The organism is Flavobacterium olei, from assembly GCF_039749035.1.
In the GTDB taxonomy this organism is placed as follows: Bacteria; Bacteroidota; Bacteroidia; order Flavobacteriales; family Flavobacteriaceae; genus Flavobacterium; species Flavobacterium olei.
The window spans coordinates 215,939-240,447 of sequence record NZ_JBDKWC010000005.1 but is presented as its reverse complement, the minus strand read 5'-3'; the positions used below and the strand labels follow the sequence as shown (position 1 = coordinate 240,447).

The following is a 24,509-nucleotide window of genomic DNA, read 5'->3' as shown; positions in this document are numbered from 1 at the left end:
CAAAAAAGGCTGTCTCTGACAGCCTTTTCATCACATTAAAAACCTAAAATTTAATGTATTAAAACCATTATGGCAAATGGGTTAATTTTTATTTTTTTATAAAGCGTTTAATAGTTTGTTTTCCCTCTTTTTCGAGAATCAGGAAATAAATACCTTGTTTTAAATGTGCGACATTCAGACTGTTTTCATTTATTTGCTGGGAAGCAACTATGGCACCCTGACTATCAACAATAGTGGTTTTTCCACCTGTAACATCGGTTGTAAAAGACAGCAGTTCTGAAACAGGATTTGGATATACAATTAAAGTAACATTTTCAGATTCTTTCTCATCTTCTGAAACTGCAGCGATTGGCGCAGCATTCCCAACCTTCGTAATTCTGATCCAGTTGATGTTCATTCCCGTATTCTGAATATAGACCCCGAAATTGTATGTTCCCGCATTTACGTTTACGGTTTGGGTTACTGTCTGCCAGTTTTGCCAGCCTCCCGTGTTCGGGATATCAACGTTCCCTAAAATTATCGTTCCGCCATTTAAATCAGATGACAATCTGCCTCCCGTTACACCGCTTGCGACTCTGTATTCTATTAAGTAAGAACCTGTGGTTGGAAAATTAACGCTATTATAAGCCAGCCAGTCCCCGGTTTCGGCATATCCTACATTAGATCCTCCGCCAGTATCTGTCGTGGCTTCGGTCTGAATTCCGTTCATCGCAGAATAATCTTCTGCCTGAATTAAAGCAGAAGTTTGTGATGTCGTTGTTGCAATCAGTTTCCATTGTCCGCACGTTTGGCCGTTATCATCCCATTGCTGTACATTTCCGCCAACGGCCGTGCTTGCACCGGAAACCTCGACAATTCTTCCGCTGTGACGGGCAACAATTTTATAGAATCCGCTTCCTGCATCTACCAGAATAAACTGTTGATTGGTTGTTCCGTTATACGGATATTGCTCCACATTGGCGCCATTGGCTTTATTAAAATTATTGACATCCATAGACTGACCGCTATGATTGGCAATAATCTTGTACAGTCCGTCGCCTAAGTGTGTAAACGTAAATTTCTGATTGTTAGCATTATTTGCCGTGCCCTGTGCAATATTTGCCCCATTTGAGGTACTGGCATTCCAAACGTCCATATTTAAACCGCTGTTTCGGTTTTGCAGAAAGAAAGTCTGATTTCCTAAGGTCGTAACACCATTGGCGATAATTCGAATGGAACTTACCTTATCGTTCCAGGTCGTGTTCAGACAGGAATTATCAGAATTAATAGTGGTCGAAGTCCCTGCAAAATTATCGTCCTGATACAAGATCGCCTGAAATCCCTGCGTAATCCTAAGCGAGGAAATGTCGTCATTCAAAATGCCTAAAGAGTTTAAACGTGCCAGATTGTAATCTCCTATAGTTAATCCGCCTGAGAATCCCGTATAATTACAATCTTTATAAACCGTAATTACATCGGTAGAAGCGGCAATATTTCCTCCTGGCGGAATTGTTCCTGTAATAGAATAACTTCCAATGGAACCGTAAGCAGAATATCCGCCTGAACCTGCGTTGCCTGCTCCGCTTCCGTCAACACCAACGAAATATTTTCCAGCCGGAAGATTGACATTCATAGAGGCATTTAAAGCAAAAGGATCAGAATTCCAATACGTTCCCATTTCTGCGCCAGACGCATTATACAATCGCATTAAAAGATGCAGGTTTCCATCTCTCGAAACCGTATTGGCATTTATAGAGACATTTCCGCCGCCTGTTGTAAACGTAAAGAAATCGTAATCGGCCTCACTTGAAATAATTCCGTTTTTCTGATTAATCTGACCGCTTGCGTTGTAATCTAAAGTGGAAGCAGAACCGGTAGTATTTCCATAATCGTCTCCGCGGTACCCAACACCAAATTTTGCACTGGCAATTATAGCAACATCATCCTGAAGATTATTAGCAAAATTATACTGGCCTTTACTCCATTGCACCACTGGTCTGTAATATCCAGCTCCCATAATCGGCGCCCAGGCTGTTCCGTCGAGACCTACAAAATAATCTTCAGCGGGATTTGTTCTTCCGTCATGACCAAGATCAAAAGTATGACCGATTTCGTGCGAAGAAGCATCTCCACCCGATTTACCAGAAGTGATAAAAACCCAGCATGGCACATCATTATCCCAGTTAAAAGAACCGATGTACGCAACACCACCCGCTCCCGGCGCTGCAGTATTGGTTGGCGTTACCACAACTCGCATTCTTCTGTTTCTCGGATAAGAGTTAAAAACGGCTTCACTGGTTGTAATATTGACATTAAACGGACGGTAATCTTCTGAAACCACTTCCCAGTGTTGTTGAACAGCTGCATCACTCATTCCAGATGCTGCTGCATTTATCGCGTTTCCGTTATTCCAGAGATTTCCTGCCGGCATATAATAGCCATCAAAATCTAACAAAACGCAACCTGCAGCGCCCGGCAGACTCTGTAAGTTTAATAAAGCAGGTGCTATTGCTGCTGCCTCGGCTGTTTTTGCTGTATTGGTATTATTGGGAAGATTTTTATAATCGATACACACCACAGTATTAATGTCGACTTTTTCTACAAATGCGTTTCCTTTAGCATCAGAAAAATATTTATAGGCTTCCCTGGTTTTCTTTAAAAGAATATGGCCTTCGAGCTTATTGTCTTTAACTTTAATGTAAAACGAGGATTCGGCTATGTTCTTGATTTCTCCAATTAAAAACTCACTCGACCCACCAGATTCTTTGTAATTTATTTTTCCGTTAAAAGTCGCTTTTTCCGCCGGAAGCAAAACTATTCTTTCAGTACTCTTCGCTGTTGCAGATGTGGCAATTTCTTTCTTTAAACTGTTCATAAAGGAAGTGCTTGAGCCTAATGAGGTCTGAGCGAAGGCAAAACTTGTAAAGGCAATAAATATGAGTATACTTAACCTTAATTTGTAATTGTTTTTCATATAATTTGGGGTTTATAAGATTGAAATACTATTTGCTAAATTTTAACGCTGAGTTTTTTTAACGCAAAGCACGCTAAGTTTTTTTTTCAATTTGAAGCGCAAGCGATATCTAAATATTAAGTTCGCAAAGCTGTGTGTAAATCCAGCTTTGTGAACTTTTTCAATTTACTGATTCTCCTATAGAAAAACTCTTTGCGAACTTTGCGTTCCCGATAGCTATCGGGATTGCGCTCTTTGCGGTTAAAAAAAACTATTTCTTAATAAAACGTCTTACCGTTTTGATTCCGTTCTTTTCTACAGAAATCAGGTAAATGCCGCTTTTTAAAGTCGAAACATCTATACTATTATTGTTTACGGTCTGAGAAGAAACTGTTGCACCGCCTGCTGTATCGATAATCTTTACGCTTCCACCGGAAACCTCAGCGGTAAAGAAAAGTTCACTTTCCGTCGGATTTGGATAAACACTGAGACTTTCGATGGTATCAGCCGGAGCCGATTTTGCTGTCAAAGCTGAACCTGCTTTCGTAATTCTGAACCAGTTTAAATTAACACCGGAAGCCTGAATATAGATGCCGAAATTGTATGTTCCTGCATTTACGTTTACGGTTTGTGAAATGGTTTGCCAGTTTTGCCATCCTCCGGTATTGGGAACGTTTACCGCTCCAAGCTGAATGGTTCCTGCACTTAAATCAGATGACAATCTGGCTCCGTTAACGGCACTTGCAACACGGTATTCAATTACATAATTTCCGGAAGTTGGGAAATTGATGTTGTAGTACGCCATCCAGTCGCCAGTATCTGCGTAACCAACATTCAGACCGCCACCGGTATCGGTTGTCGCTTCTGTCTGAACACCGCTCATGGTATTGTAATTTTCTGCCTGAATTAAAGTTCCTGTCACTGGCGGATTACTTCCTTTTACCACCTGATCTACAGCTGTAAGTAAGGATTTTGCTCCGGTAGCATCCTGAGATAATTCCCAGATCATAACTCCGGCTGCGTTCTGAATCGCAAAAGTTGTTTTTTGCTTGATGGTTGGAATTCCGTTATAATAAATTGTATTTCCAACCTGATCCACATTTTCGGCACCCGGATATTGTGCAACGATATTGGCAAAAGAAATTCCCTGATTGGCAGAAGCTCCAAATCCGTAACCGTAAAACGGAAGTCCGATGACCGCTTTACTTGCCGGTAATCCTCTTCCTGTCCAGTAATTAAACTGATTAACCGCCATACTGTAAGGAGAATGCTGTCCAGGATTATTTGGCGCCCATGGACCAGTGGCATCGTATGCCATAATATTGATCCAGTCGTAAGCTGCGAATGTAGAAGCCGGTACATTGGCACCGCCATATCCTTCTGAAAGTGCTGCCGAAATTAATTTTCCGTTGGCATGCAGTTTATTCGCCAAAGCAATTACAAAACCGCCATAATCGGCATTTATCGCCGGGCCTTCCAAATCTACATCGACACCGTCAAAATTGTGTGCTACTACATAATCATAAATTTTTTGTACGAATGCCGTTCTGTTGGCAGGCGTTATCAAATTAAAATAGTTATCACGAATAGCACCGCCTTCTGAAACGGATCCTCCGCCAAGCGAAACAAACACTTTGACATTTTGGGCGTGTGCCGCATTGATAATGGTGTTGCTTCCTGAATTGAAACTCAGATAACCGTTGGCATCGGGATTTTCAAATGCTATATTAATGTGAGTCAGTTTACTGTATTGAATAGTTCCTGAAAAAGCATTTAAATCAACCCAGTTGGGGATATAAGCGATGACTTTTTTTTGGGCAATTGACAAATTGAAAACTCCCAAAACCAAAATAAGCATCCATTTTAGCGGTATTCTCTGGTAATTGTTTTTCATAATGATTTGTTTTAATGATTAATAGAAAGGGGGATTTAGATTTTAGATTGCAGATTTTAGATTTTAGATTTTAGATTGAATTCTAAGTCTTCAATCTAAAATCTGCATTCTTAAATTATTTTTTTATGAAACGTTTGATTACTTTTTTACCATTCTGATCAAAAACGACGAAGTAAATTCCGGTTCTTAATCGCGAAACATCAAGGCTGTTGTTGTTGATTTTTTGTTGAGAAACCTGCGTTCCCATCTGATCCAGAATACTTACTTTCTCTCCACTAACTTTTGTGGTTAGAAAAAGTGTACTTTCTGCCGGACTTGGATAAATGTTGAATTCTGCTGTTTCAGGTTCTTCTTCTAAAGTTTCTACCGATGCCATTTTCGCACTTGCTCCCGCACTAACTTTTGTAATTTTTATCCAGTTTATATTCATTCCTGTATTCTGAATATACACTCCAAAATTGTAAGTGCCTGCATTTACATTTACCGTTTGCGAAACAGTCTGCCAGTTTTGCCAGCCGCCTGTGTTGGGTACATCGACATTTCCTAACTGAATGGTTCCTGCATTTAAATCCGCAGATAATCTGCCGCCAGTTACGCCGCTTGCTACTCTGTATTCGATTAAATAAGAACCAGTTGTTGGGAAATTAATACTGTTGTAAGCTAACCAATCTCCTGTTTCGGTATAACCAACATTCGAACCTCCGCCTGTATCTGTTGTCGCTTCCACCTGAATTCCGTTCATTGCCGAGTAATCTTCTGCCTGAATTAAAACAGAAGTCTGAGAACTTGTTGCGGGAACCAGTTTCCATTGTCCACAAGTCTGGTTATTATTATCCCATTGCTGCACAATAGCTCCGGCAGCAGTACTTGCCCCGGCAACCTCAACAATTCTTCCGCTGTGACGGGCAACAATTTTATAGAATCCGCTTCCTGCATCTACCAAAATAAACTGCTGATTGGTTGTGGCATTGTATGGATATTGCTCCACACGTGCACCATTAGCTTTACTAAAATTATTCACATCCATTGACATACTGCTGTGATTGGCAATAATTTTATACATTCCGTCACCCAAATGCGTCAAAGTAAATTTCTGATTGTTTCCTGAAGTCAAAGCACCCTGATTAATTCCTGCTCCGTTGGACAAACTGGCATTCCAAACATCCATATACAAATTACTATTTCTGTTTTGAAGAAAGAAAGTCTGATTTCCTAACGTGGTTGTTCCGTTCGCAAGAATTTTTATAGAAGTTACTTTGTCATTCCAGGTGCTATTCAGACAGGAATTATCAGAAGTAATTACGGTTGAAGCTCCAGTAAAATTATCATCCTGATACAAAATTGCCTTGTAACCCTGTGTAATTTTCAGCGAAGAAATATCATCATTAAGAACGCCCAGAGAGTTTAAACGCGCCAGATTGTAATCTCCAATTGTTAATCCGCCGGAGAATCCAGTGTAATTGCAGTCTTTATAAACCGTGATTACATCTGTAGAAGCCGGAACCGAAGGAACTGTTCCTGCATATCCTCCAAAAACAGCAATAACTTTTGTCGGCTGAGGCGAATGAAGTGATGGTGACTGGTCGGCAACATCATCATAAGCAAATCCGTAAGCCAGATTATCGATATTAATTCCGGGTAAATGCCAGAATTTAGAATAATGATTGGTTGGATTTACCTGATAAAATTTCGAGGCATCGTACCAGTTTTGCTGACCCGGATTTGCCGTTGTCGTATTTACCACATGTCTGTTTATCGCAGCAGTCAATTGCGCCTGAATTACAAGATCCAGATCTCCGTCAACTAATCTTCTGTCCAGAACACCTTTTCCTTCCAGAGCTTCCTGAGTCGTTGGGCGATTTTGTACGCGTCCCGTTCTTCCCACAAAACCTCCGGACTGACCCACCATTTCCAGTTGTTCACCAATAACTCTTCCTTTAAAAACTCCGGCATCTCCGGCGTAAAAGATTAAATCTTCATTTTTGTATTTGTTCCAGATCGCATCGATATACGATTTTAAGTAGTTGGCGTATTGTCCCGTTCCCGGAGCGTAAGCAGCCGTTTTAGAAGGCGCTGTAATTTCTCCTGTTGCATCATTCACACAACCTTGAAATTCTGCCGGAACATTGGCTTTAAAAGCGGCCACAATATCCGCGTGTTTCTTTAAATCTCCCACTTTCTTTTGGTAACCGTTTGCTCCGAATAATTCTAATCCCATTGGATATTTGTATGAATCTACACGTGTTGGATTTCCAAAGAAACCGTATTGATTATTCGTCAATTCGATCATTTCGTATAAAATCCCCTGATTGGGATCTGTCGCATTTTGCGGGTTTGGAGAAGCATAACCCGACGGAGCGCCATTTGCACCAAAGAAATAAAAATACAATTGTGAGCCTTTTGAAATAAAAACACGGCATCCTGCAATTAAAGGCAAAGTGAAAGTCTTATTCGGAATTTCACTTAACTTCGTAAAACAGGCCGCATATTTAGAGTTTTGTCCCGGACCTGTATTACCTCCATAAGTAGGTCCTGTAACCGTATTATAAGAGGCATTCATTGGTAAAACCTGACTCGTTTTGGCATTTACCCAAACATGATTACCAGTGGTGTAATCTATCCCGACAATGGCGACATATAACTCATTATCGTTAAATGGCGATGTATTACTAATAGTAAAAGGAATTGCTCCCTGCCCGTACATTAGGTTTGAAAACACCAGAAAAAGTGTAGTCAAAACAGAAAATTTTTGAAGTCTAATTTTTTTCATATCTAAATCATTTTGGGGTTACTTAAATAGAGCATAAAACAAAGTCATTTCCTGATAAATGACTTAAAGAACCGTCGGGTGAAATTTGGTGCTATCCTTTAAATTTAATTCCAGCTTATTTTGATGGGGGCTATTTTAAAAAAATGACACCCGACGGATTTTTAATTATTTCTTAATCAGCTTTTTTGTCCAGCTTTTTTGATCTGATTTGAAGTTTAGAATGTAAATTCCTTTTCTTAATCTGCTAATATCAATTACGCTTTCTTTATCGTGAGATTTATGCTGAAGAACCAGTGTTCGGGAATTATCATAAATTGAAACCACTTTATTGTCCAGATTTTCGGGAACAGAAACCTGAATATAATTACCGGCCGGATTTGGATACATCGTAAAAATGTTTAATTCTTCAACTGGTACATCTTCAACATTCAAAGCCATTTTAGCAGTTGAAGAGGATCCGTATGCTTCAATTTCATACAATGAATATCCGTAGGGTGCCAAAGCTTTTGCGGTACATAAAATTCGAAGATATCTTCCTGTTCCGGTCACCGCCAAATCATCGGTGCCACCATCAGAAGCAGTTTGTGTATTGATGGTTTCATTTTCTGTAAAAACATTATCTGCAGAAAGCTGAATTTTATATTGTGTGGCAAAAGCGGCTTCCCATTTTAAGACAACACGATTTAAAGTATAATTACTTCCTAAGTCCACATAAATCCAATCTGTTGCATTGGCAAAAGAACTCGCCCATCTTGTCGTTGTTCCGTCTCCATCTGTTGCTTTGGAGGCGGAAAGCGTTGTGTTTTCTTCTGTGGAAGCTGTAGCAGTTTTAGCCAAAGCTAAATTTACATTCGGATTTGAAGTAATATTGCGAACCACAACATCGCTGAAAACTCCGGTTGTCAACGTTCCGTTATTGTGTGAGGTAACCGCCATTCCTACATAAATCGTATTGGCCATAGCAATAGTTCGCGCTGTACCAATCTGAGTCCACGTTGTACCATTGTCTGATGTATACGAAGTAAATGTATTTCCTGATCGAACGGTACGAAGCCATTTCGGGAATGTTCCCGCTGCTCCCTGCTGAATGGTTGGCACAGCAACGGCGTCTCTCGATAAAAACTCTACTCCCGCTGCTGCCGTAATCGTAGTCATAGCGTGTTTAGAAGTCGGTGTTAAGGTCTCGCGAAACATTACTCCGGCTTTTGCATACGTATTTGTATTGGTCAGCGAAGTAACTTTTGCAATAATTTCTGCATCGCCTGTCACAGGCTGATATACATATTGAAACTGATCGCTTGATTCCCAAATATCCGCTCCGGAACCTTTAATGGTATACGTTCCGCTAGAATGTGTGGCTTCTCCCGCCGGCGTTACTGCCCCTAAGTCTGTACTAATCCAAGGTGAAGGCAGTCCTGTTGGCGGGTTTTCTGTTGAAACCAAATTTACAGCTCTGATATTATCAAAATAGTAGGTATTTCCGGAATTCGTTCCCGGCTCAAACAAGAAAACAAAACGGTTAACTTCGCTGTCTAAAGTTGAGGCATCAGGCGAACTTGCATATGTAAAAGTAACAGTATGCCAGGCGTTTGTCTGTTTTACCACTCCCTGATAAATACTGTGTCTTCCCGCCGGATAATTGGACGGAATGGATGCACTGCTTTCTGCCTGCCAAGAAATAATCGAGCCAACCGGTGCAGAAGTATATACGTCCATTTCGAATTTTTTGGTTCCGCTTTTGAAATCTCCGATATTGGTTAAGGTAGTATTGAATGAAAAATTATCATACATTTCTGTTGACTTGCGGACATATTTTCCCACGTTTGAAGAAGTGTTAATTCCGCTCGCGCTTGGATTTGCCACGTTTGGCGTATAGGTTCCGATAGCATCTCTAAACGTAATATTGTGCGTATTTTGATAATCTTCATAAACAACTCCGGGTGTAAAAGTATCCGGCAGTTTAGTAGAACCAATTCTGATGTTATCAAAATAATAAGTGTCACTGGTGTAAGAACCCGAATTGAACAATAAAACCATTTGGTTTATTGCTAAGTTTGAAGTTCCCGGATCAGGACTTGAATTGTAATAAAAAGTAAGCGTTTCCCATTGGTTTTGTTTGGTCGTAATCGCTACGTAATTACTGTTTCTTCCTGTCGGGAAATTAGCCGGAAGCGATGTTGCACTGTTTTCCAGATTCAGACTCACCACAGTTCCGATCGGTGCAGACGTGTACAAATCAATCAAAATTTTATTGGTCTGATTTTTTAATAAACCGGCATCCTCGATCGTACTTTGTGTGTTGAAAAACAATACATCATACTGTTCTGTAACATTTCTAACATACTTCGCCACATTCGCGGAAGCGTTAACCGAATTAGTTCCAGGATTGGCAACAACAGTATAAGTTCCTGTCGTTGTACCTTTTATTATTTTATTGATTCCGTCATAGTTTTGCAAAACATCTGTTGCAATAATTGGTTTTTCAGGTGCGGCTTTAGTGAGCAGATTATCAAAATAATACGTGGCTCCCGAATTGGAATTGGATTCAAAAAGAATAACAACATTATTGATAGTTAACGCACTTGTATTGGGGTCAATTATTTTTTCGAATTCGAACTCAATTGTTTCCCATTTGTTCTGAACCGTTGTGTTCGCTTTGAATCCGCTGTGTCTTCCGGACGGATAATTGGTTGCCGTGGTAACATTGCTGTTTTCGAGCTGCATCGAAATTTTCGTTCCAACCGGAGCAGAAGTATAAATATCGAAAGAAAGTCTTTTTCTTCCATATACGTAATCGTTGGCGTTTGTGATAGTAACGTTTCTGATGTTCAAAACATCATACAATTCAGAAGCATTACGAACATATTTCCCGACCAAAGCAGAAGTATTGATTCCGGTTGCTGACGGATTTGCTACAGCTTCTGTCAGCACTCCCGTTTTTACAGGATAAAGCACATTTCTGTTCGATTGAAAATCTTCGTGTATTTTCTCAACCGGTAATGCCGCTTCGGTGGCAACGGCCAATTTATAAGTATTTACAGTACATCCTGAAACTGTGGCAGCTACCGAAACATCTCCCCCTGAAGTTCCCCAATTTACCGTAACAGCATTTGTTCCCTGTCCGGAAACAATTGTTGCGCCGGCAGGAACGGTCCAGTTGTAAGTTGCTCCCGCAATCGCATTGACAGAATAGGTTTTGCCGGTTTCGTTTTGATATACTTTATTATCTCCGGTTACAGCATATTTAAAACTACCGTCGTAAACACGTACATAATCTACCTGCAGTTTCGCCGGAAAATCTCCCGGAACAGGCGCAACACCAGCGCCATTTACGCTTGTATAAGGTGTTCCTGCACTTCCCACAGCCAGGTTTAAGATAATATAAAAATTATTGTCATTAAATGGCCATCCGCCGTTTACCGTGGTGTTTGGTGTAGCGGTATGAAACAATACATCGTCTACAAACCATTTGATAATATTTGGACCCCATTCTACTGCGTAAACATGAAAACCACTAGACAAATCTACCGGCGAAGAATAACTTCTGCCAGTAAAATGATAACCACCGCCATCGTAATGAATCGTACCATCTACTGATTGTGGGTTTCTGTGTTTGGCTTCCATAATATCGATCTCTCCCGTAAACGGCCAGTTTCCTACCCCGTTTGCCGGAAGCATCCAGAATGCAGGCCATGCCCCTTGTCCGTTTGATAATTTCATTCGGGCTTCTACCCTTCCGTATTTTAAAGAATATTTGCCATCTGTGGTTAACTTTGCAGAGCTATACGGCTGGTCCGGAAAAGAAGCATTAGGCTGATATTTCGCCTCAATATTAAGGTAACTGTTTGTCCCTTCCTTAACAATCGTTGCCTGATTGGGATCGTAGCGTTGTGCCTCCGCATTTCCGAATCCGCAAAGTGACGGGCATCCGTTTCCGGAAATACTTTGCCATTTGCTTAAATCTACCGTATTGTTATTAAATTCATCTGCCCAAACGAGCGTGTTACACTGCGCCTGAACTTTTAGAAATGGCAGAAATAAAAACAACACTGCAATACCTAATTTTTTTAATACAGAAAAATTGTCTTTCGGTGGTCGGCCGAAAAAAGAGTCTTTTTGGTTCATTTTTTTAGTTTTTTTGTTAGTAAGTACATTCGACAATACAAATAGCTGTTTGTAAATAATAGCTTATCATTTGCCAGATGGAAGTCACAATATTACCAAAAAAATCAGGCAAGACTTACATTTAAGAGTACGGTTTGACTACGGTGTTTGTAAAAAAATGTAAATAATAGCGCATAAAAACCGTAAAACTACTTAGGATAACCCTGAATAATAAAAATTAGAAGTTGAGAATAAATTCGGTTATGTTTGCGTCTGAAGGTAGCTGTAATTTTTTGCGGATACGATAACGTGTATCTTCCACGCCGCGAACAGAAATACCTAAAAGTGGCGCAATTTCTTTGGTATTAAAGTTCATTCGCAAATAAGCACACAATCGCATGTCCCTGGGAGTCAGCTCGGGATAACTGGATTTTAGACGCTGCATGAAATTATCGTGTAACTGATTGAATATTTCTTCAAATTCGTTCCAATGTTTGTCGCCTTGCAATTCGTGATCGATTAATTTATTGATCTTCGTTAGTAAACCAAAATTCACATTCGCATCATTTTTTTTATCCATCTGTCCGATCAATTCTTTTATAGAAAGTAAAATTTCATTTAAATGAATCAAATTGACTGTATTTGAGGCCACTTTCGCATTTTTCAGATTAATCGTCGATTCCAGATTTTCGCGCATTATGTTCATGTTTTCCTGCTCAAAGGTGAGTTTCTGTTCGTTTAACTCGGCACGACTGCGAAGTAATTCTTTTTCCTGATCTTCAATCAATTGGCGGCGTTGTCTCGACGCCACCGATTTCTGATATTTAATAATCAAATAAATGACCACACTATACAAAGCAAAATACAGAATATAAGCCCAAATAGTTCTGTACCACGGCGGCAGAACTTCAAATTTAAAAACGGCTTCTTCACTAACTACACCATAAATATTTTTTGCCCTTACATGAAAAACATAGTCGTTTTCTGGAAGATTGGTATATTCTTTCTCCGTCTGAAGACTGTAATCGGACCATTTTGGTTCAAAACCCTCGAGCCAATACTGATATTCTGTCGCGTCGGCAGCATCAAAAGAAAGTGAAGCAAAAGAAAAATGAAGTGCATTATTAGAATGAGGTAACGTGGTTTGTAATTGATCGTGAGATCCCGTTTTGTTCGGAAGTACATCATAACGGCTGGAAAACAGCAGACTATCTTTGGGAAAAATACTTTTAACTTCAGAAATTACAGCTTGGTATTTGGTTTCATATTTCTTGGTTTTAATTGTGCTGTAATGAATTAATCCCTCCTGAGTTCCAAAAAATACATCACCGTCCGGAGTCGTTTCTATGTTCTCAAAACCTGGAACATACAAATAGCGAAGTTTCCTGAATGGCAATTCTTCTATGTGAAAATTCCCTTTATTCTTTCGAATCATTTTTCCGGTATTCTCACCAGAAATATACCAAATATTATCCTGACTGTCTGCTTTAAGAAGTCGAATATGATTTTCCAGCCCAGGATATTTCTTAAAAATTAGATCAGGAATCATTTTTTTTGAAGATATATCCTGCTTATAAACCCCTTTTGGTGTACCAAAAAGTATATCATCATGAATTTTGAAAACATTTAAAAACAAACTCGATGGAAATCCGCTTTTGTCATTATAAAATTGAATATCCGAAATAACATCAAATGTCGAGTTGAATTTAAGTTTGAATATCCCTTTGTAACCGTGCGCAATCCAGATATTTCCGTTTTTATCCGTTTCTATAATTCTGCTGCTGTCCTCAAAACCTTTTATTTTATGCTGGAAAACCCAGGAATTATTTATTTTTTTAAGAAGATAAAGTCCTGTATAACCACCCACAAGCAACAAATCGGGATGATTCGGAACCAAAACGCCTTTCCACGCGCCGTCGATTTTGGCTATCGCTTTCGCGGAATTGCCGCTGATTTCGAATATCCCGTTTTTTTCAAAAGCCAAAAGTGAATTTCCGAAAACGGCAACGTTCCAAACGTTTTCAGACATTCCGGGAATGTGCTGAAAATTTACATTTTCTCTTTTACCACTTTTATAAGCATTCCAATCGAGTCCAAACAAACCGTTATCCGTTCCGATATATAATTTATTCTGATAAATCTTGCTACAGTAAATTTTGGTTTCCGAATTGGAGCTGTCAACAATTCTGGACAAAGGCGAAGAAATCTGAAGCTGCGAAATGCCGCCTTTTAAGGTAACCCATAAATTGCTTTCTTTATCGATTTTAAAATTGGTGACATATTCGTTCTGAAGTCCCATTTGTTTGTCAATATGCTGAATCAAATTACCGGCACTATCTATAACTATCAGTCCTGTTTGCCGCGTTCCGATTCCGATATAACCATCTGAAAGTTGAATTCCTGCCGAAATCTGATTTTGTTTCAGCAAATGATCAACTTCCGTTTTAAAAGGCACAAACTGCTTTTCATTAAAAGTAAAAAGTCCGTTTTTTTGAGTGAGTAATAACAGTCCGTTCTGGGTTTTAAAGATTTTTCTAACCTGCATTCCCACAAACTTATCTCCATTTGCAACTTTTGTTAACACATCATTTTTAAGCTGTAAAAGTCCTTTTTCATTGTCAGAAACATAAATATCATTTCCAACTTCAAAACAATCATCAAAACTGGTTTTAGAATTTAATACTTTGATTGTATTGTTCTTATATATAAAAATCCTTTCGTAAGAAAAGAAAAGTACTTCTTTACCGCGAATTATGGTGTGCAGCACATCTCCAAAATTTCGAGCAGGTTTTGGAAGCAGTTTTACTAATGAAGTATATTGGTATTGTCCATTGGGAAGCTGAACCACAAAGCCGAAATCTCCTTGTGCACCTACGTAAATTTTATCGCTTTTATCAATTGCCATAGAACGCACCATGCTTCGGTTTTCGGGCTGGGTTACAATTCCCCAGCGAACACCGTCAAAACGCATAATTCCGAAATGATTGGCAAAAAACATCATTCCTTTTGAATCCTGCAAAACATCCCAATTTTCAGATGCAGCTTTATAGAGTTTCGGATTATAATTGGTAATAAAAGGAACACCGATCTTTTTAATCTGGGCCTGTAGAATGGGCGCAAAAAAAGAGATCACCGGAATAAGAATTCTAATTATAAATTTCGTCATTTGTCTTTGTATGTAGGTTACTTGCGATCTTTGGGAAATCACAACCAAAAAACAATCCTTTGGGAAAAATCATTTTAGGGGCAAAAAACATTCTTTCATTTGTTTTTTTCTCTTGCTGAATTAATAACAATTCACAATCAAAAAAACGAATGTATAAACTCAAATATATGAAATTTAATTTTAATGCAACAAATTACATTTTAATTTAAGAATTAGTCAAAATGACAATTAGTTGTTGGGAATTGAGATAATGTGATAATGAAATAATGAGAAAATTAGATAATGAGATATTTCGCAGTTTGGTATTCTGAAATTAGATATTTAATAATGCGATAATATAGTAATTAGAGAATTTAGAAATCCACTTTTCTAATTATCCAATTTTCTAATGATCTAACTTTCTAATGATCAAACGATCTAGAAATCTAACAATCTAATTTAGCAATTCCCTCAATTCTTCGTAAGAAGTAAAAAGCTCTGCGCCTTCTGCTTTTAAATCTTCATTATTAAAGCCATTGGCAAAACCGTATACTTTAAAGCCTCCGCTGATTCCGGCTTTTACACCGGCTTTGCTGTCTTCGACGACAATGCAGTCTTTCACCTCAAATCCCATTTCTTTTGCAGCGTGAAGAAATATTCCAGGTTCCGGTTTCCAGCTGTTGATTTGATACGAACTAAACATTCTGCCCTCAAATTTATCCAGCAAACCAGCAACTTCGAGATTCAGACGAATCTTATCCATTGGTCCGCTCGAAGCCACACAATACGGAATTTTCAACTCATTAATAAAGGCAACAACGCCTTCCATTGGTTTTACCTGTGTTTTAAAAGCTTCAAAACTTTTTTCGCGGTATTCGGTTTCAAAAGTTTCCGGTAACTTCTGCTCGATTGATTCTTCAATATGTTTAAAACAGTCTTTCAAATTGCGGCCGTTAAAATTACGGTATGCATCTTCCAGTTCCATTTTAAAACCATATTCCTGAGCCATTTCTAATAATATTCCGTTGCCAATTTTTTCTGTGTCGACCAAAACTCCGTCACAATCGAAAATGATGCACTTTACTTCCATAATCCTATTTGTTCTTTTTAATTGTCTGATATATTTTAAATCAGAATCAAATGTAAAATACAACAAATATCTCGTACAGCATAGTATTTTAAAGTGAAGATGAAATTTTAGAAACCATTTGCACAATAAAATCAGACTGGGCAGGATTTATCTTTTTGAGCGCCTCGGCGGGCTGAAACCATTCTGCGCGGTCTACTTCGGGAAAATTTTGCAGCTTTCCGGATTTCGGCGGCCATTCCATTTCAAAATTATTACTGACCAATTGAGAGGCATCAAAGTCAAATTCTACAGCCCAGGCATGTACAATTTTACCTGATTTAAGTTTGACATATTCAAGTTCTATAAAATCGCCATCGACGTCAAAACCGGTTTCCTCCTTAAACTCGCGAACAGCCGCGGCAAGAGGTTCTTCACCTTCATTAAATTCTCCTTTAGGAATCGACCAGCTTTCTAAATCCTTGTTTTTCCAAAATGGTCCGCCAGGATGCACCAAAAGAAAAAAAATAGTTTTGTCCACGAATTTGTAAGCTAATATTCCGGCACTTTGTTTCATGTTTATACGGTTTTAATACTTAAAGATAGAAATTAATAAAACACTTTCCATAAAAACTAACTCAATATCAACAAGCTGTACATTTTTACTCCTTTTATGTATTCGCATGTATACAACGATTTGTATTTTTATAAAATAATAAAGTCGAAATTTAAAATCGTACATTTTGAAAAAACATATTCTATACCTCGCAATTCTTTCCGGTAGTTTGACAGCGCAGTCTCAAAATAAAATTATTACTGTTACAAACAATTTAAAAGTAGATCGTGAATTTGAAACCGTCGAACTCACTAAAAAAGCTTTAGGCCTAAAGGACAATGTGAAACTCGAAGAGTATTATATAAAGGAGGTTGGAAATAATTTACTTCCCCAAATACAAACTGTTGACAATGACGGCGACGGAATTGCTGATGTATTGCTTTTTCAGCCCAAAATAAAAGCTTCTTCTAAAAAAGATTTTGAAATTGTAGCCGGAAAAAATCATTCTACCGCCAAAGCTGTTTCCTGTTATTCCCGATTTGTTCCTGAACGGACCGACGATTATGCCTGGGAAAATAATAAAGTAGCCTTTAGAACTTACGGTCCTGTCGCTCAAAAAATGGTGGAAGACAAAATTGCCGGCGGAACTTTGACCAGCGGAATAGATGCATGGCTTAAAAGAGTAGATTATCCTATAATTAACAAATGGTACGAAAAAGCCACAAACGGTACCGGAACCTATCACAAAGATACAGGCGAAGGTTTGGATAATTTTCATGTAGGTGACAGCCGCGGCGTGGGCGGAATTGCAGTAAACAGAGACGGAAAATATTATTTTTCTAAAAATTTTACTAGCTGGAAAACTATTACTACCGGTCCAATTAGAACAAGTTTTATTCTTACTTATGCCGATTGGGATGCAAAGGGAAATAGAATAACAGAATCAAAATTAATCAGTTTGGATTATGGAAATCAGCTTTCTAAATTTGAAATTTTAATAACCGGGACACCAACTATTTCAGCAGGATTAACACTTCACGACAAAAAAGGCACTATAGGAACCAACTTAAAAAAAGGATGGCTGAGTTATTGGGAACCTATTGATGATTCTGAGATCGGAACGGGTTTAGTTGTGCCTAAAAATGCATTAAAAAGCTTTGATAATCATATCACAGATGAAAAAGACTTAAGTAATCTTTACGGAAATATCACGGTTAAAAACAATAAAGCTATTTACTATGCCGGTTTTGGCTGGAAAAAAGGGAGTCCGTTTCAGACCAAACAAGAATGGGAAAAGTATTTAAGTGAATTTGCAGAAAAAATAAATAATCCTTTGACTGTGAAGGTTAAGAAGTAGATTTTTTTTTGTCACAAAGGTGCGAAGACACAAAGTTATTTTTGCTTTGTAATCTCACTTTATTTCTTTGCGCCTTTGCGATTTAAAAAGATCTTAGAGCCTTAGCGTCTTGGCAGCAAAAAAAAACTACTTTCTCGCCGGAAAAAAATTCTCTTTTAAAATAATTTCTAACGGAATGTATTGTATTTTCTCAACCATTTCCTGTAAAACCAATTTTTTATAGAGGTAATTAATTGCTAAATATCCTTGTTGTTCAGGGCGTTGGTTAATTAAAAAATCAATAACACCTTTGTTTAGATATTCGATATTTTCGTTTAATAAATCATAACCAATAATTCGAACACCTTTAATATTGTTTTCATATAGAAACCGTGCCACAATATAAGCTCTGGAATTGGGTACAAATACACTGTTTATTTCCGAAAACATTTCTACATTCAATTGATCAATTCCGGAATCCTTAATCGTAAATTCAGAAAATTTGAAATGGGTCAGTTCATCGTGATCTCTAAAATAAGAGTAAAATCCTTTAATTCTCTGTAAGTACACCGAAGTACTTTCGATTTCTCTTGTAATTTTAAAAATTAAAACCTGTCTTTCATTTTTTACTGCAAAACTAATTAATCTTCCTGCCAGATAACCGCTCTGAAAGGCATCCTGACCCACATAAGCATGTGTATTTTCTTCAGAAATATTAGAATCAATCATCACAACCGGAATATTTTTCTTTTCATATTCCTTTAAAAACTGTACTGCATCTTCATAAAATACAGGAGCAAACAGTAAGCCATCGCAATTAAATTCCATTACCCTCTGAACTGTCTTCCTGAAGGAAGCCAGATTATAATCATAAAAAAAATAATCCAGAACAATTCCGAATTTACTGAACTCCATTGCTGCTTTCTCAATTCCCTCGACCTGACTTTTCCAGTATTCCAGAGCATCCGACTTAGGAAGAAAAACGACGAAACGAAATTTTTTATTCAACGCCAGATTGCTCGCCAATATATTTCTCTTATAACCATACTCTACAATAATAGCATTCACTTTGTCAACAGTTTCCTGCGCCACTTGTCCGCGTTTATGAATAATCCTGTCCACAGTTCCGGGAGAGATATTAGCCAGTTGGGCAATTTTCTTAATTGTTATGATATTGATTCTTTTTAAGTTAAAAAAATAAAAGCAGTTCGGTAAATTTAATTTATTTTATAAAAAACAGCTTGTTTTAAACCTCAATTTATATACATTTGTAAATCGACCGTGTACGCACACGCAAATATACACAATAGTTCACGATACAAAAATATAACGAGAAAAATGATAGTAGATTCATTACAAAATGCAGCGAAGTACTATAGTCTGCACCCTAATTTCGAAAAAGCTTTTAAGTATGTAAAACAAAATGACATCGCAAATCTTGAAGAAGGAGCATTTGAAATTGGAGAGGGATTAAAACTGATTGTAATTGTGGGTCAGGGAAATACAAAAGAGGAAGCGGTAAAAGGGTTTGAATGCCATGATAAAAATATCGATATTCAGATTTCTATAAAAGGCCCTGAAACTTTTGCCTGGAAACCAAGAGAAAATTGCGTGCAGCCCAACGGCGATTACAGCGAAGAAAGGGACGTTCGATTCTTTCATGATGCACCGGATACCTTCTTTGAACTGCAGGAAAAACAATTTGCAATCCTGTTTCCCGAAGACGTTCATACTGCAATGATCGGACAAGGATTATTAAAAAAAATAGTGATCAAAGTAAAAATATAATGATGAGTACGATTCAGAATGCTATAGATGTTATTATAAAACAAGGAATCCTTCCGCTTTATTTTAACGCAGATGAAAATAAGAGTATTGCGGTATTAAAAACACTTTATAATTCGGGCATTCGTGCTGTAGAATATACCAGCAGAGGTCCGGAAGCGCTTTCAAACTTCAGGAAACTAATCGAAATTAGAAACGCTGAAATGCCCGGAATGCTTCTGGGAATTGGTACAATTAAAAATGTAGCACAGGCTGAAACCTATTATTCAGCCGGAGCAGATTTTTTTATTAGTCCCGGGTTTGTTCCCGAAATTGCTGCTTTCTTAATCAGCAAAGAGGTTCTGTACGCTCCCGGCTGTATGACACCAACAGAAATTATTGCGGCAGAAAATGCAGGGGTCAAACTTATCAAACTTTTTCCGGGCAATATTTTAGGACCTGATTTTATGAGCGGAATCAGAGATGTTTTTCCGGATTTAATCTTTATGCCGACCGGCGGAGTTGATACAACAAAAGCCAGTATTCAAAGTTGGTTTGATGCAGGAGTTTCTGCCGTTGGGATGGGAAGTAAACTCATTAGTAAAAAAGTAATGGAATACGAAGCCTACGATACCATTGAAAAAGAAACTAAAAATGTTTTGGAGATTATTCAAAATCTAAGAGCAAAATAAATTAAAAACTCATACCATAGATTAAAGGATTCTAAGCGATTAATCCTGTTGTCTTTTAATGCTGTGGCTAAAATTATAACGCATAACAAAAAAATAAATGGATTCAATTTTTAATCTAAAAGGAAAAATTGCACTTATAACTGGCGGTGCCGGAGTTTTAGGCAGCAACTTTGCAAATGTATTAGCCAGCCAGGGTGTGATTGTAGGAATCGTTTCGCAGTCACTTGAAAAAGCACAAAATACGGTAAAAAACATTGAAGAAAAAGGCGGACAGGCATTTGCAGTTCAGGCGAATGTTTTAATCAAGGAAGATTTAGAGAAAGTAAAAGATTTTATTGTAGAAAAACATGGTCGTCTTGATATTTTAATTAATGCTGCCGGAGGAAATATGCCGGGGGCAACTATTCAGCCGGATCAGGCCATTTATGATATGAAAAGCGATGATTTACAAAAAGTAATCGACTTAAACATTATCGGAACAATGCTGCCTACTCAGGTTTTTTCGGAACTTTTCGCCAAACAAAAATCAGGAAACATCATTAATATTTCATCAGCATCGGCACAAAGACCTTTAACCAGAGTGGTGGGCTATTCGGCGTCCAAAGCGGCAATCGATAATTTCACACAGTGGATGGCAGTTGAATTAGCCCAGAAATATGGCGAAGGAATTCGTGTAAACGCTATTTCTCCTGGATTTTTCATCGGAGAACAGAACAGAGCTTTGTTATTGACGCCGGAAGGAAATCTAACGCCACGAGGAGAGAAAATTATAGACCACACACCGATGGGAAGATTTGGAACTCCGGAAGATATCGACGGTGCATTGCTTTTCTTATGCAGCGATATGTCGAAATTCGTAACGGGAATAACCCTAAAAGTAGATGGCGGATTTGCTGCGACAAGTATTTAACAAATAAGCTCGATTTCTCCCTCCTGCAAGGTTTTCAAAACCTTACAGGTGTAAATTTTAGTATTTTATAAATAACTCAAATACCTACAAGGTTTTGAAAACTTTGCAGGAAATAAAAAAACATATAAAATGGAACAAACATTAAGATGGTTCGGACCAAATGATCCTGTTTCTCTACAAGATATTGCACAAACCGGAGCAACCGGAATTGTAACCGCTTTACATCATATTCCGAACGGAGAGGTTTGGACAGTGGAAGAAATTCTAAAAAGAAAAGTTGAAATCGAACATCAGGACGGAGATCCTAAAAAAGGTGCTTCCGGTTTAACATGGTCGGTTGTAGAAAGTATTCCGGTTCACGAAGACATTAAAAAACAAACTGGAAATTATCTTCAATATATTGAAAATTACAAAGAAAGTATTCGAAATTTAGCCATTTGCGGAATTACCTGTGTATGCTATAATTTTATGCCGGTACTGGACTGGTCAAGAACCGATTTATCTTATACGGTTGAAGACGGTTCAAAAGCCTTGCGTTTTGATATTAATGCTTTTGCTGCTTTTGAATTGTTTATTCTGAAAAGACCGGGCGCGCAAAAAGAATATTCGTTGGAACAAATTCAGAAAGCAAGAGATTATTTCGATGGGATGAATGAAGACGACAAGGTTAAATTACAAGGCAATATTTTAGCCGGACTTCCCGGTGCAGAGGAAGCGTACACAGTTGAAGATTTTTTGGTAACGCTGAGTGCTTATAATCATATAGACAGACAGGCTTTAAAAGAGAATCTTTTTTATTTTCTAAAGGAAATTATTCCGGTTGCCGAAAGCAAAGGTATTTTGATGGCCATTCATCCCGACGACCCGCCTTATCCGATTTTAGGTTTACCGAGAGTTGTAAGCACAGAAGAAGATTTGATTGAATTAATGAATGCCGCTCCGTCAAAATCTAACGGATTTACAATGTGTACCGGTTCTTACGGTGTTCGCGCCGATAATGATCTACCGGGAATTGTAAGACGTCACGGTGATAAAATGAATTTTATTCACTTAAGAAGTACACAACGCGACGAAGAAGGAAGTTTCTACGAAGCCAATCATTTGGAAGGTGACGTTGATATGTATGAAGTTGTGAAAGCCATTTTGGAAGTTGAAAAAAGAAACAACAGCAAGTTACCGATGCGTCCGGATCACGGGCATCAGATGCTGGATGATTTAAAGAAAAAAACAAATCCGGGGTATTCTGCAATTGGCCGTTTAAGAGGTTTGGCAGAACTACGCGGACTTGAATTGGGGATTAAGCGATCCTTGTAGAGAATTTGCCGCAAAGGCACTAAGCTTCGAAGGTTTTTTAAGCTGTTTTTTTTTAGTCTCGCAAAGTCGCAGAGACGCAAAGTTTTAAGTTCTGTTTGTCATCTCGACAAAGATTGGCAATTTTCTGTACAGAGTTGCTTTGTGCCCTTCGACTTCGCTCAGGGTGACAAAAAAGTAAAAAAAACTTTGCGTCTCTGCGACTTTGCGAGATTAAAATAAATCTGCGTGAAACAAAAACTTTGCGCCTTAGCGGCAAAAAAAAAAACTAACTAACCACAAAAACCACAAACCATGATTCGCCAGACCCTTCTTCTATCCTGCGGCCTTTTCATGAATACTTTACTGGCACAGGAAATCCCTAAAATTTTATCTCAAAAAACCAATTATCTTCCGGATTTCAGTTATGCCGGCTATCATTTCGGCGAAAGCCAAATTCCCCAACCACAAGGAAAAATTATTAATGCTGTCGATTTTGGTGTAAAAGCCAATGATGATTTAGACGATTCAAAAGCACTTTTAAAAGCTTTTAAAGCCGCCAATGCAACTGAAGGAAATGTGATTCTGCAATTGCCCGCCGGACGAATTATCCTAAGTGACATTCTTTATATCGAAAGAAGCAATTTTGTCCTCCGCGGAACAGGTTTTGCCGAAAACGGAACCGAAATCTATTGTCCTAGACCGATGATGTATCTTAAAGATTCGGAGGTTTTGGCCGAGCTTCGCGAATATCTGACAACTTTTGATAAACGCCAACGCGAACCCGAAAATAATATCGATCTCCCTTTTTCCCAATATGCGTGGTCAGGCGGTTTTATCTGGACGCAGGTTCCGGGCGAGCGTGTAAAATCGTATCTGGATAAATATGAACCCGAATCTAATGCGTTGGCGAAAGTCAGTTCAGGAAAAATGGGAGAACATGAAATTACTGTTTCAGATATAAAAGGATTAAAAGTGGGTGACGTTGTCGAATTGCAGCTTTTTAATAAAGACGGAGAAAATGGCGAAATTATTAGGGATTTATATCAGGGTGCAAAGGTAAAACCAGGTTCCCATCACTGGAAATTTCCAAAACTTCCTATTGTAAGACAACAGGTTGAAATAACAAAAATCTCAGGTTCTAAAATTACTTTAAAAACGCCCTTAACCATTTCAATAAAACCCGTTTATCAGGCACAATTGGTAGAATGGAAACATTTAAACGAAGTTGGAATTGAGCATCTTCGCTTTACTTTTCCTGATATCCCAAGAGTTGCGCATCATGTTGAGCCCGGAAATAATGGTATTTTCTTAACCCGATTATTTAATTCATGGGTTAAAGATGTAAAAATTACAAATGCCGACAGCGGTATTCTAGCCGAAGAAGTTGCCAACGTAACCATTCAGGATATCACAACAGACGGCACACATTTGGCGCATTATACGGTAACTTTAGGAGGCGTTCATAATATTTTGGTTAAGAATCTAAAGATTTATAATTCGGCTGTTCATCCGTTAAGTTTCAACACATTTGCAACCAAAAATGTCTATCAAAACTGTGAGATTTTTACAGATCCGCTTTTAGATCAGCATTCCGGAGCCAATCATCAAAATTTGTTTGATAATATTACCGTTCATTTAAAAGCGGAGAAAAACAATAGTTATCTTTTATTTGGAGGCGGAGGCGCAGATTATTGGAAGCCTTCTCATGGACCTTTCAGCACGTTTTGGAATCTGAATGTGCAGGTTGAAAATCCAGATTCCTCAAAACCTTTTTTATTATACGGAATGAAGGACGGCGCTTTGGCCAGAATCATAGGCGTTCATGGAAATACCAATTTCGAAATCAAATACGACGTGGATCCTTATATTGAGTTTTTAAATATGCCGGTTAATAAAGTGCCTTCTTTGTACGATTATCAATTACAAAAACGATTAAGGTAAATTTAAAAGTTGCCACAAAGGCGCTAAGGCACTAAGTTTTATTTACCATAAAGATTAATAAGTATTGTTTTGTCATTTCGACGAAGGAGAAATCACACTAGAAATT

Annotated in this window: 14 protein-coding genes; 6 read left to right on the top strand and 8 right to left on the bottom strand. The window is 38.2% G+C overall.

The features are described 5' to 3' along the window. Positions 1-88: 88 nt before the first annotated feature. The 7 genes from ABEB31_RS14845 to ABEB31_RS14815 all read right to left on the bottom strand — a co-directional run bounded on the left by ABEB31_RS14845 (position 89) and on the right by ABEB31_RS14815 (position 16,488). The gene (locus tag ABEB31_RS14845) at positions 89-2,953 is read right to left on the bottom strand and encodes an RICIN domain-containing protein (protein ID WP_347052415.1); all 2,865 of its coding nucleotides are present in this window, start codon (positions 2,951-2,953) and stop codon (positions 89-91) included. 250 nt (positions 2,954-3,203) lie between these two features. Continuing rightward, positions 3,204-4,826, bottom strand: a complete 1,623-nt coding sequence (locus ABEB31_RS14840; RefSeq protein ID WP_347052414.1) for a glycosyl hydrolase family 18 protein — start codon at positions 4,824-4,826, stop codon at positions 3,204-3,206. Positions 4,827-4,941: 115 nt separating this feature from the next. Beyond that, positions 4,942-7,596: a beta-1,3-glucanase family protein gene (locus ABEB31_RS14835; protein WP_347052413.1), complete on the bottom strand. Its 2,655-nt coding sequence runs from the start codon at positions 7,594-7,596 to the stop codon at positions 4,942-4,944. 165 nt (positions 7,597-7,761) lie between these two features. Further along, positions 7,762-11,721, bottom strand: a complete 3,960-nt coding sequence (locus tag ABEB31_RS14830) for a family 16 glycosylhydrolase (RefSeq protein ID WP_347052412.1) — start codon at positions 11,719-11,721, stop codon at positions 7,762-7,764. 217 nt (positions 11,722-11,938) lie between these two features. Beyond that, positions 11,939-14,866, bottom strand: a complete 2,928-nt coding sequence (locus ABEB31_RS14825) for a triple tyrosine motif-containing protein (RefSeq protein ID WP_347052411.1) — start codon at positions 14,864-14,866, stop codon at positions 11,939-11,941. Between the two features lie 433 nt (positions 14,867-15,299). Continuing rightward, the gene (locus ABEB31_RS14820) at positions 15,300-15,935 is read right to left on the bottom strand and encodes an HAD family hydrolase (protein ID WP_347052410.1); all 636 of its coding nucleotides are present in this window, start codon (positions 15,933-15,935) and stop codon (positions 15,300-15,302) included. Positions 15,936-16,023: 88 nt separating this feature from the next. Beyond that, positions 16,024-16,488 carry an NUDIX hydrolase gene (locus ABEB31_RS14815; protein WP_347052409.1) on the bottom strand — a complete coding sequence of 155 codons (465 nt, stop codon included), beginning with the start codon at positions 16,486-16,488 and terminating at the stop codon, positions 16,024-16,026. Positions 16,489-16,654: 166 nt separating this feature from the next. Between ABEB31_RS14815 and ABEB31_RS14810 the strand changes: the two genes are divergently transcribed. After that, on the top strand, positions 16,655-17,824 hold the full coding sequence (locus ABEB31_RS14810; protein ID WP_347052408.1) for a BT3233 family polysaccharide utilization protein: 1,170 nt from the start codon (positions 16,655-16,657) through the stop codon (positions 17,822-17,824). A 126-nt stretch (positions 17,825-17,950) separates the two neighbouring features. On the opposite strand, the gene ABEB31_RS14805 is transcribed toward ABEB31_RS14810, so the two are convergent. Then, on the bottom strand, positions 17,951-18,958 hold the full coding sequence (locus tag ABEB31_RS14805; protein ID WP_347052628.1) for a LacI family DNA-binding transcriptional regulator: 1,008 nt from the start codon (positions 18,956-18,958) through the stop codon (positions 17,951-17,953). Between the two features lie 183 nt (positions 18,959-19,141). On the opposite strand from ABEB31_RS14805, the gene ABEB31_RS14800 reads away from it, so the two are divergent. The 5 genes from ABEB31_RS14800 to ABEB31_RS14780 all read left to right on the top strand — a co-directional run bounded on the left by ABEB31_RS14800 (position 19,142) and on the right by ABEB31_RS14780 (position 24,403). Continuing rightward, a complete protein-coding gene (locus ABEB31_RS14800; RefSeq protein WP_347052407.1) occupies positions 19,142-19,591 on the top strand; it encodes a NanQ anomerase/TabA/YiaL family protein in 450 nt (149 codons plus the stop codon). Positions 19,592-19,593: 2 nt separating this feature from the next. Further along, complete coding sequence (locus ABEB31_RS14795) at positions 19,594-20,259, top strand: bifunctional 4-hydroxy-2-oxoglutarate aldolase/2-dehydro-3-deoxy-phosphogluconate aldolase (protein ID WP_347052406.1); 666 nt, start codon at positions 19,594-19,596, stop codon at positions 20,257-20,259. Between the two features lie 97 nt (positions 20,260-20,356). After that, on the top strand, positions 20,357-21,169 hold the full coding sequence (locus ABEB31_RS14790; protein WP_347052405.1) for an SDR family oxidoreductase: 813 nt from the start codon (positions 20,357-20,359) through the stop codon (positions 21,167-21,169). 129 nt (positions 21,170-21,298) lie between these two features. Continuing rightward, on the top strand, positions 21,299-22,483 hold the full coding sequence (gene uxuA, locus ABEB31_RS14785) for a mannonate dehydratase (protein ID WP_347052404.1): 1,185 nt from the start codon (positions 21,299-21,301) through the stop codon (positions 22,481-22,483). A 291-nt stretch (positions 22,484-22,774) separates the two neighbouring features. Then, on the top strand, positions 22,775-24,403 hold the full coding sequence (locus ABEB31_RS14780; RefSeq protein WP_347052403.1) for a DUF4955 domain-containing protein: 1,629 nt from the start codon (positions 22,775-22,777) through the stop codon (positions 24,401-24,403). The last annotated feature ends 106 nt before the right edge of the window (positions 24,404-24,509 follow it).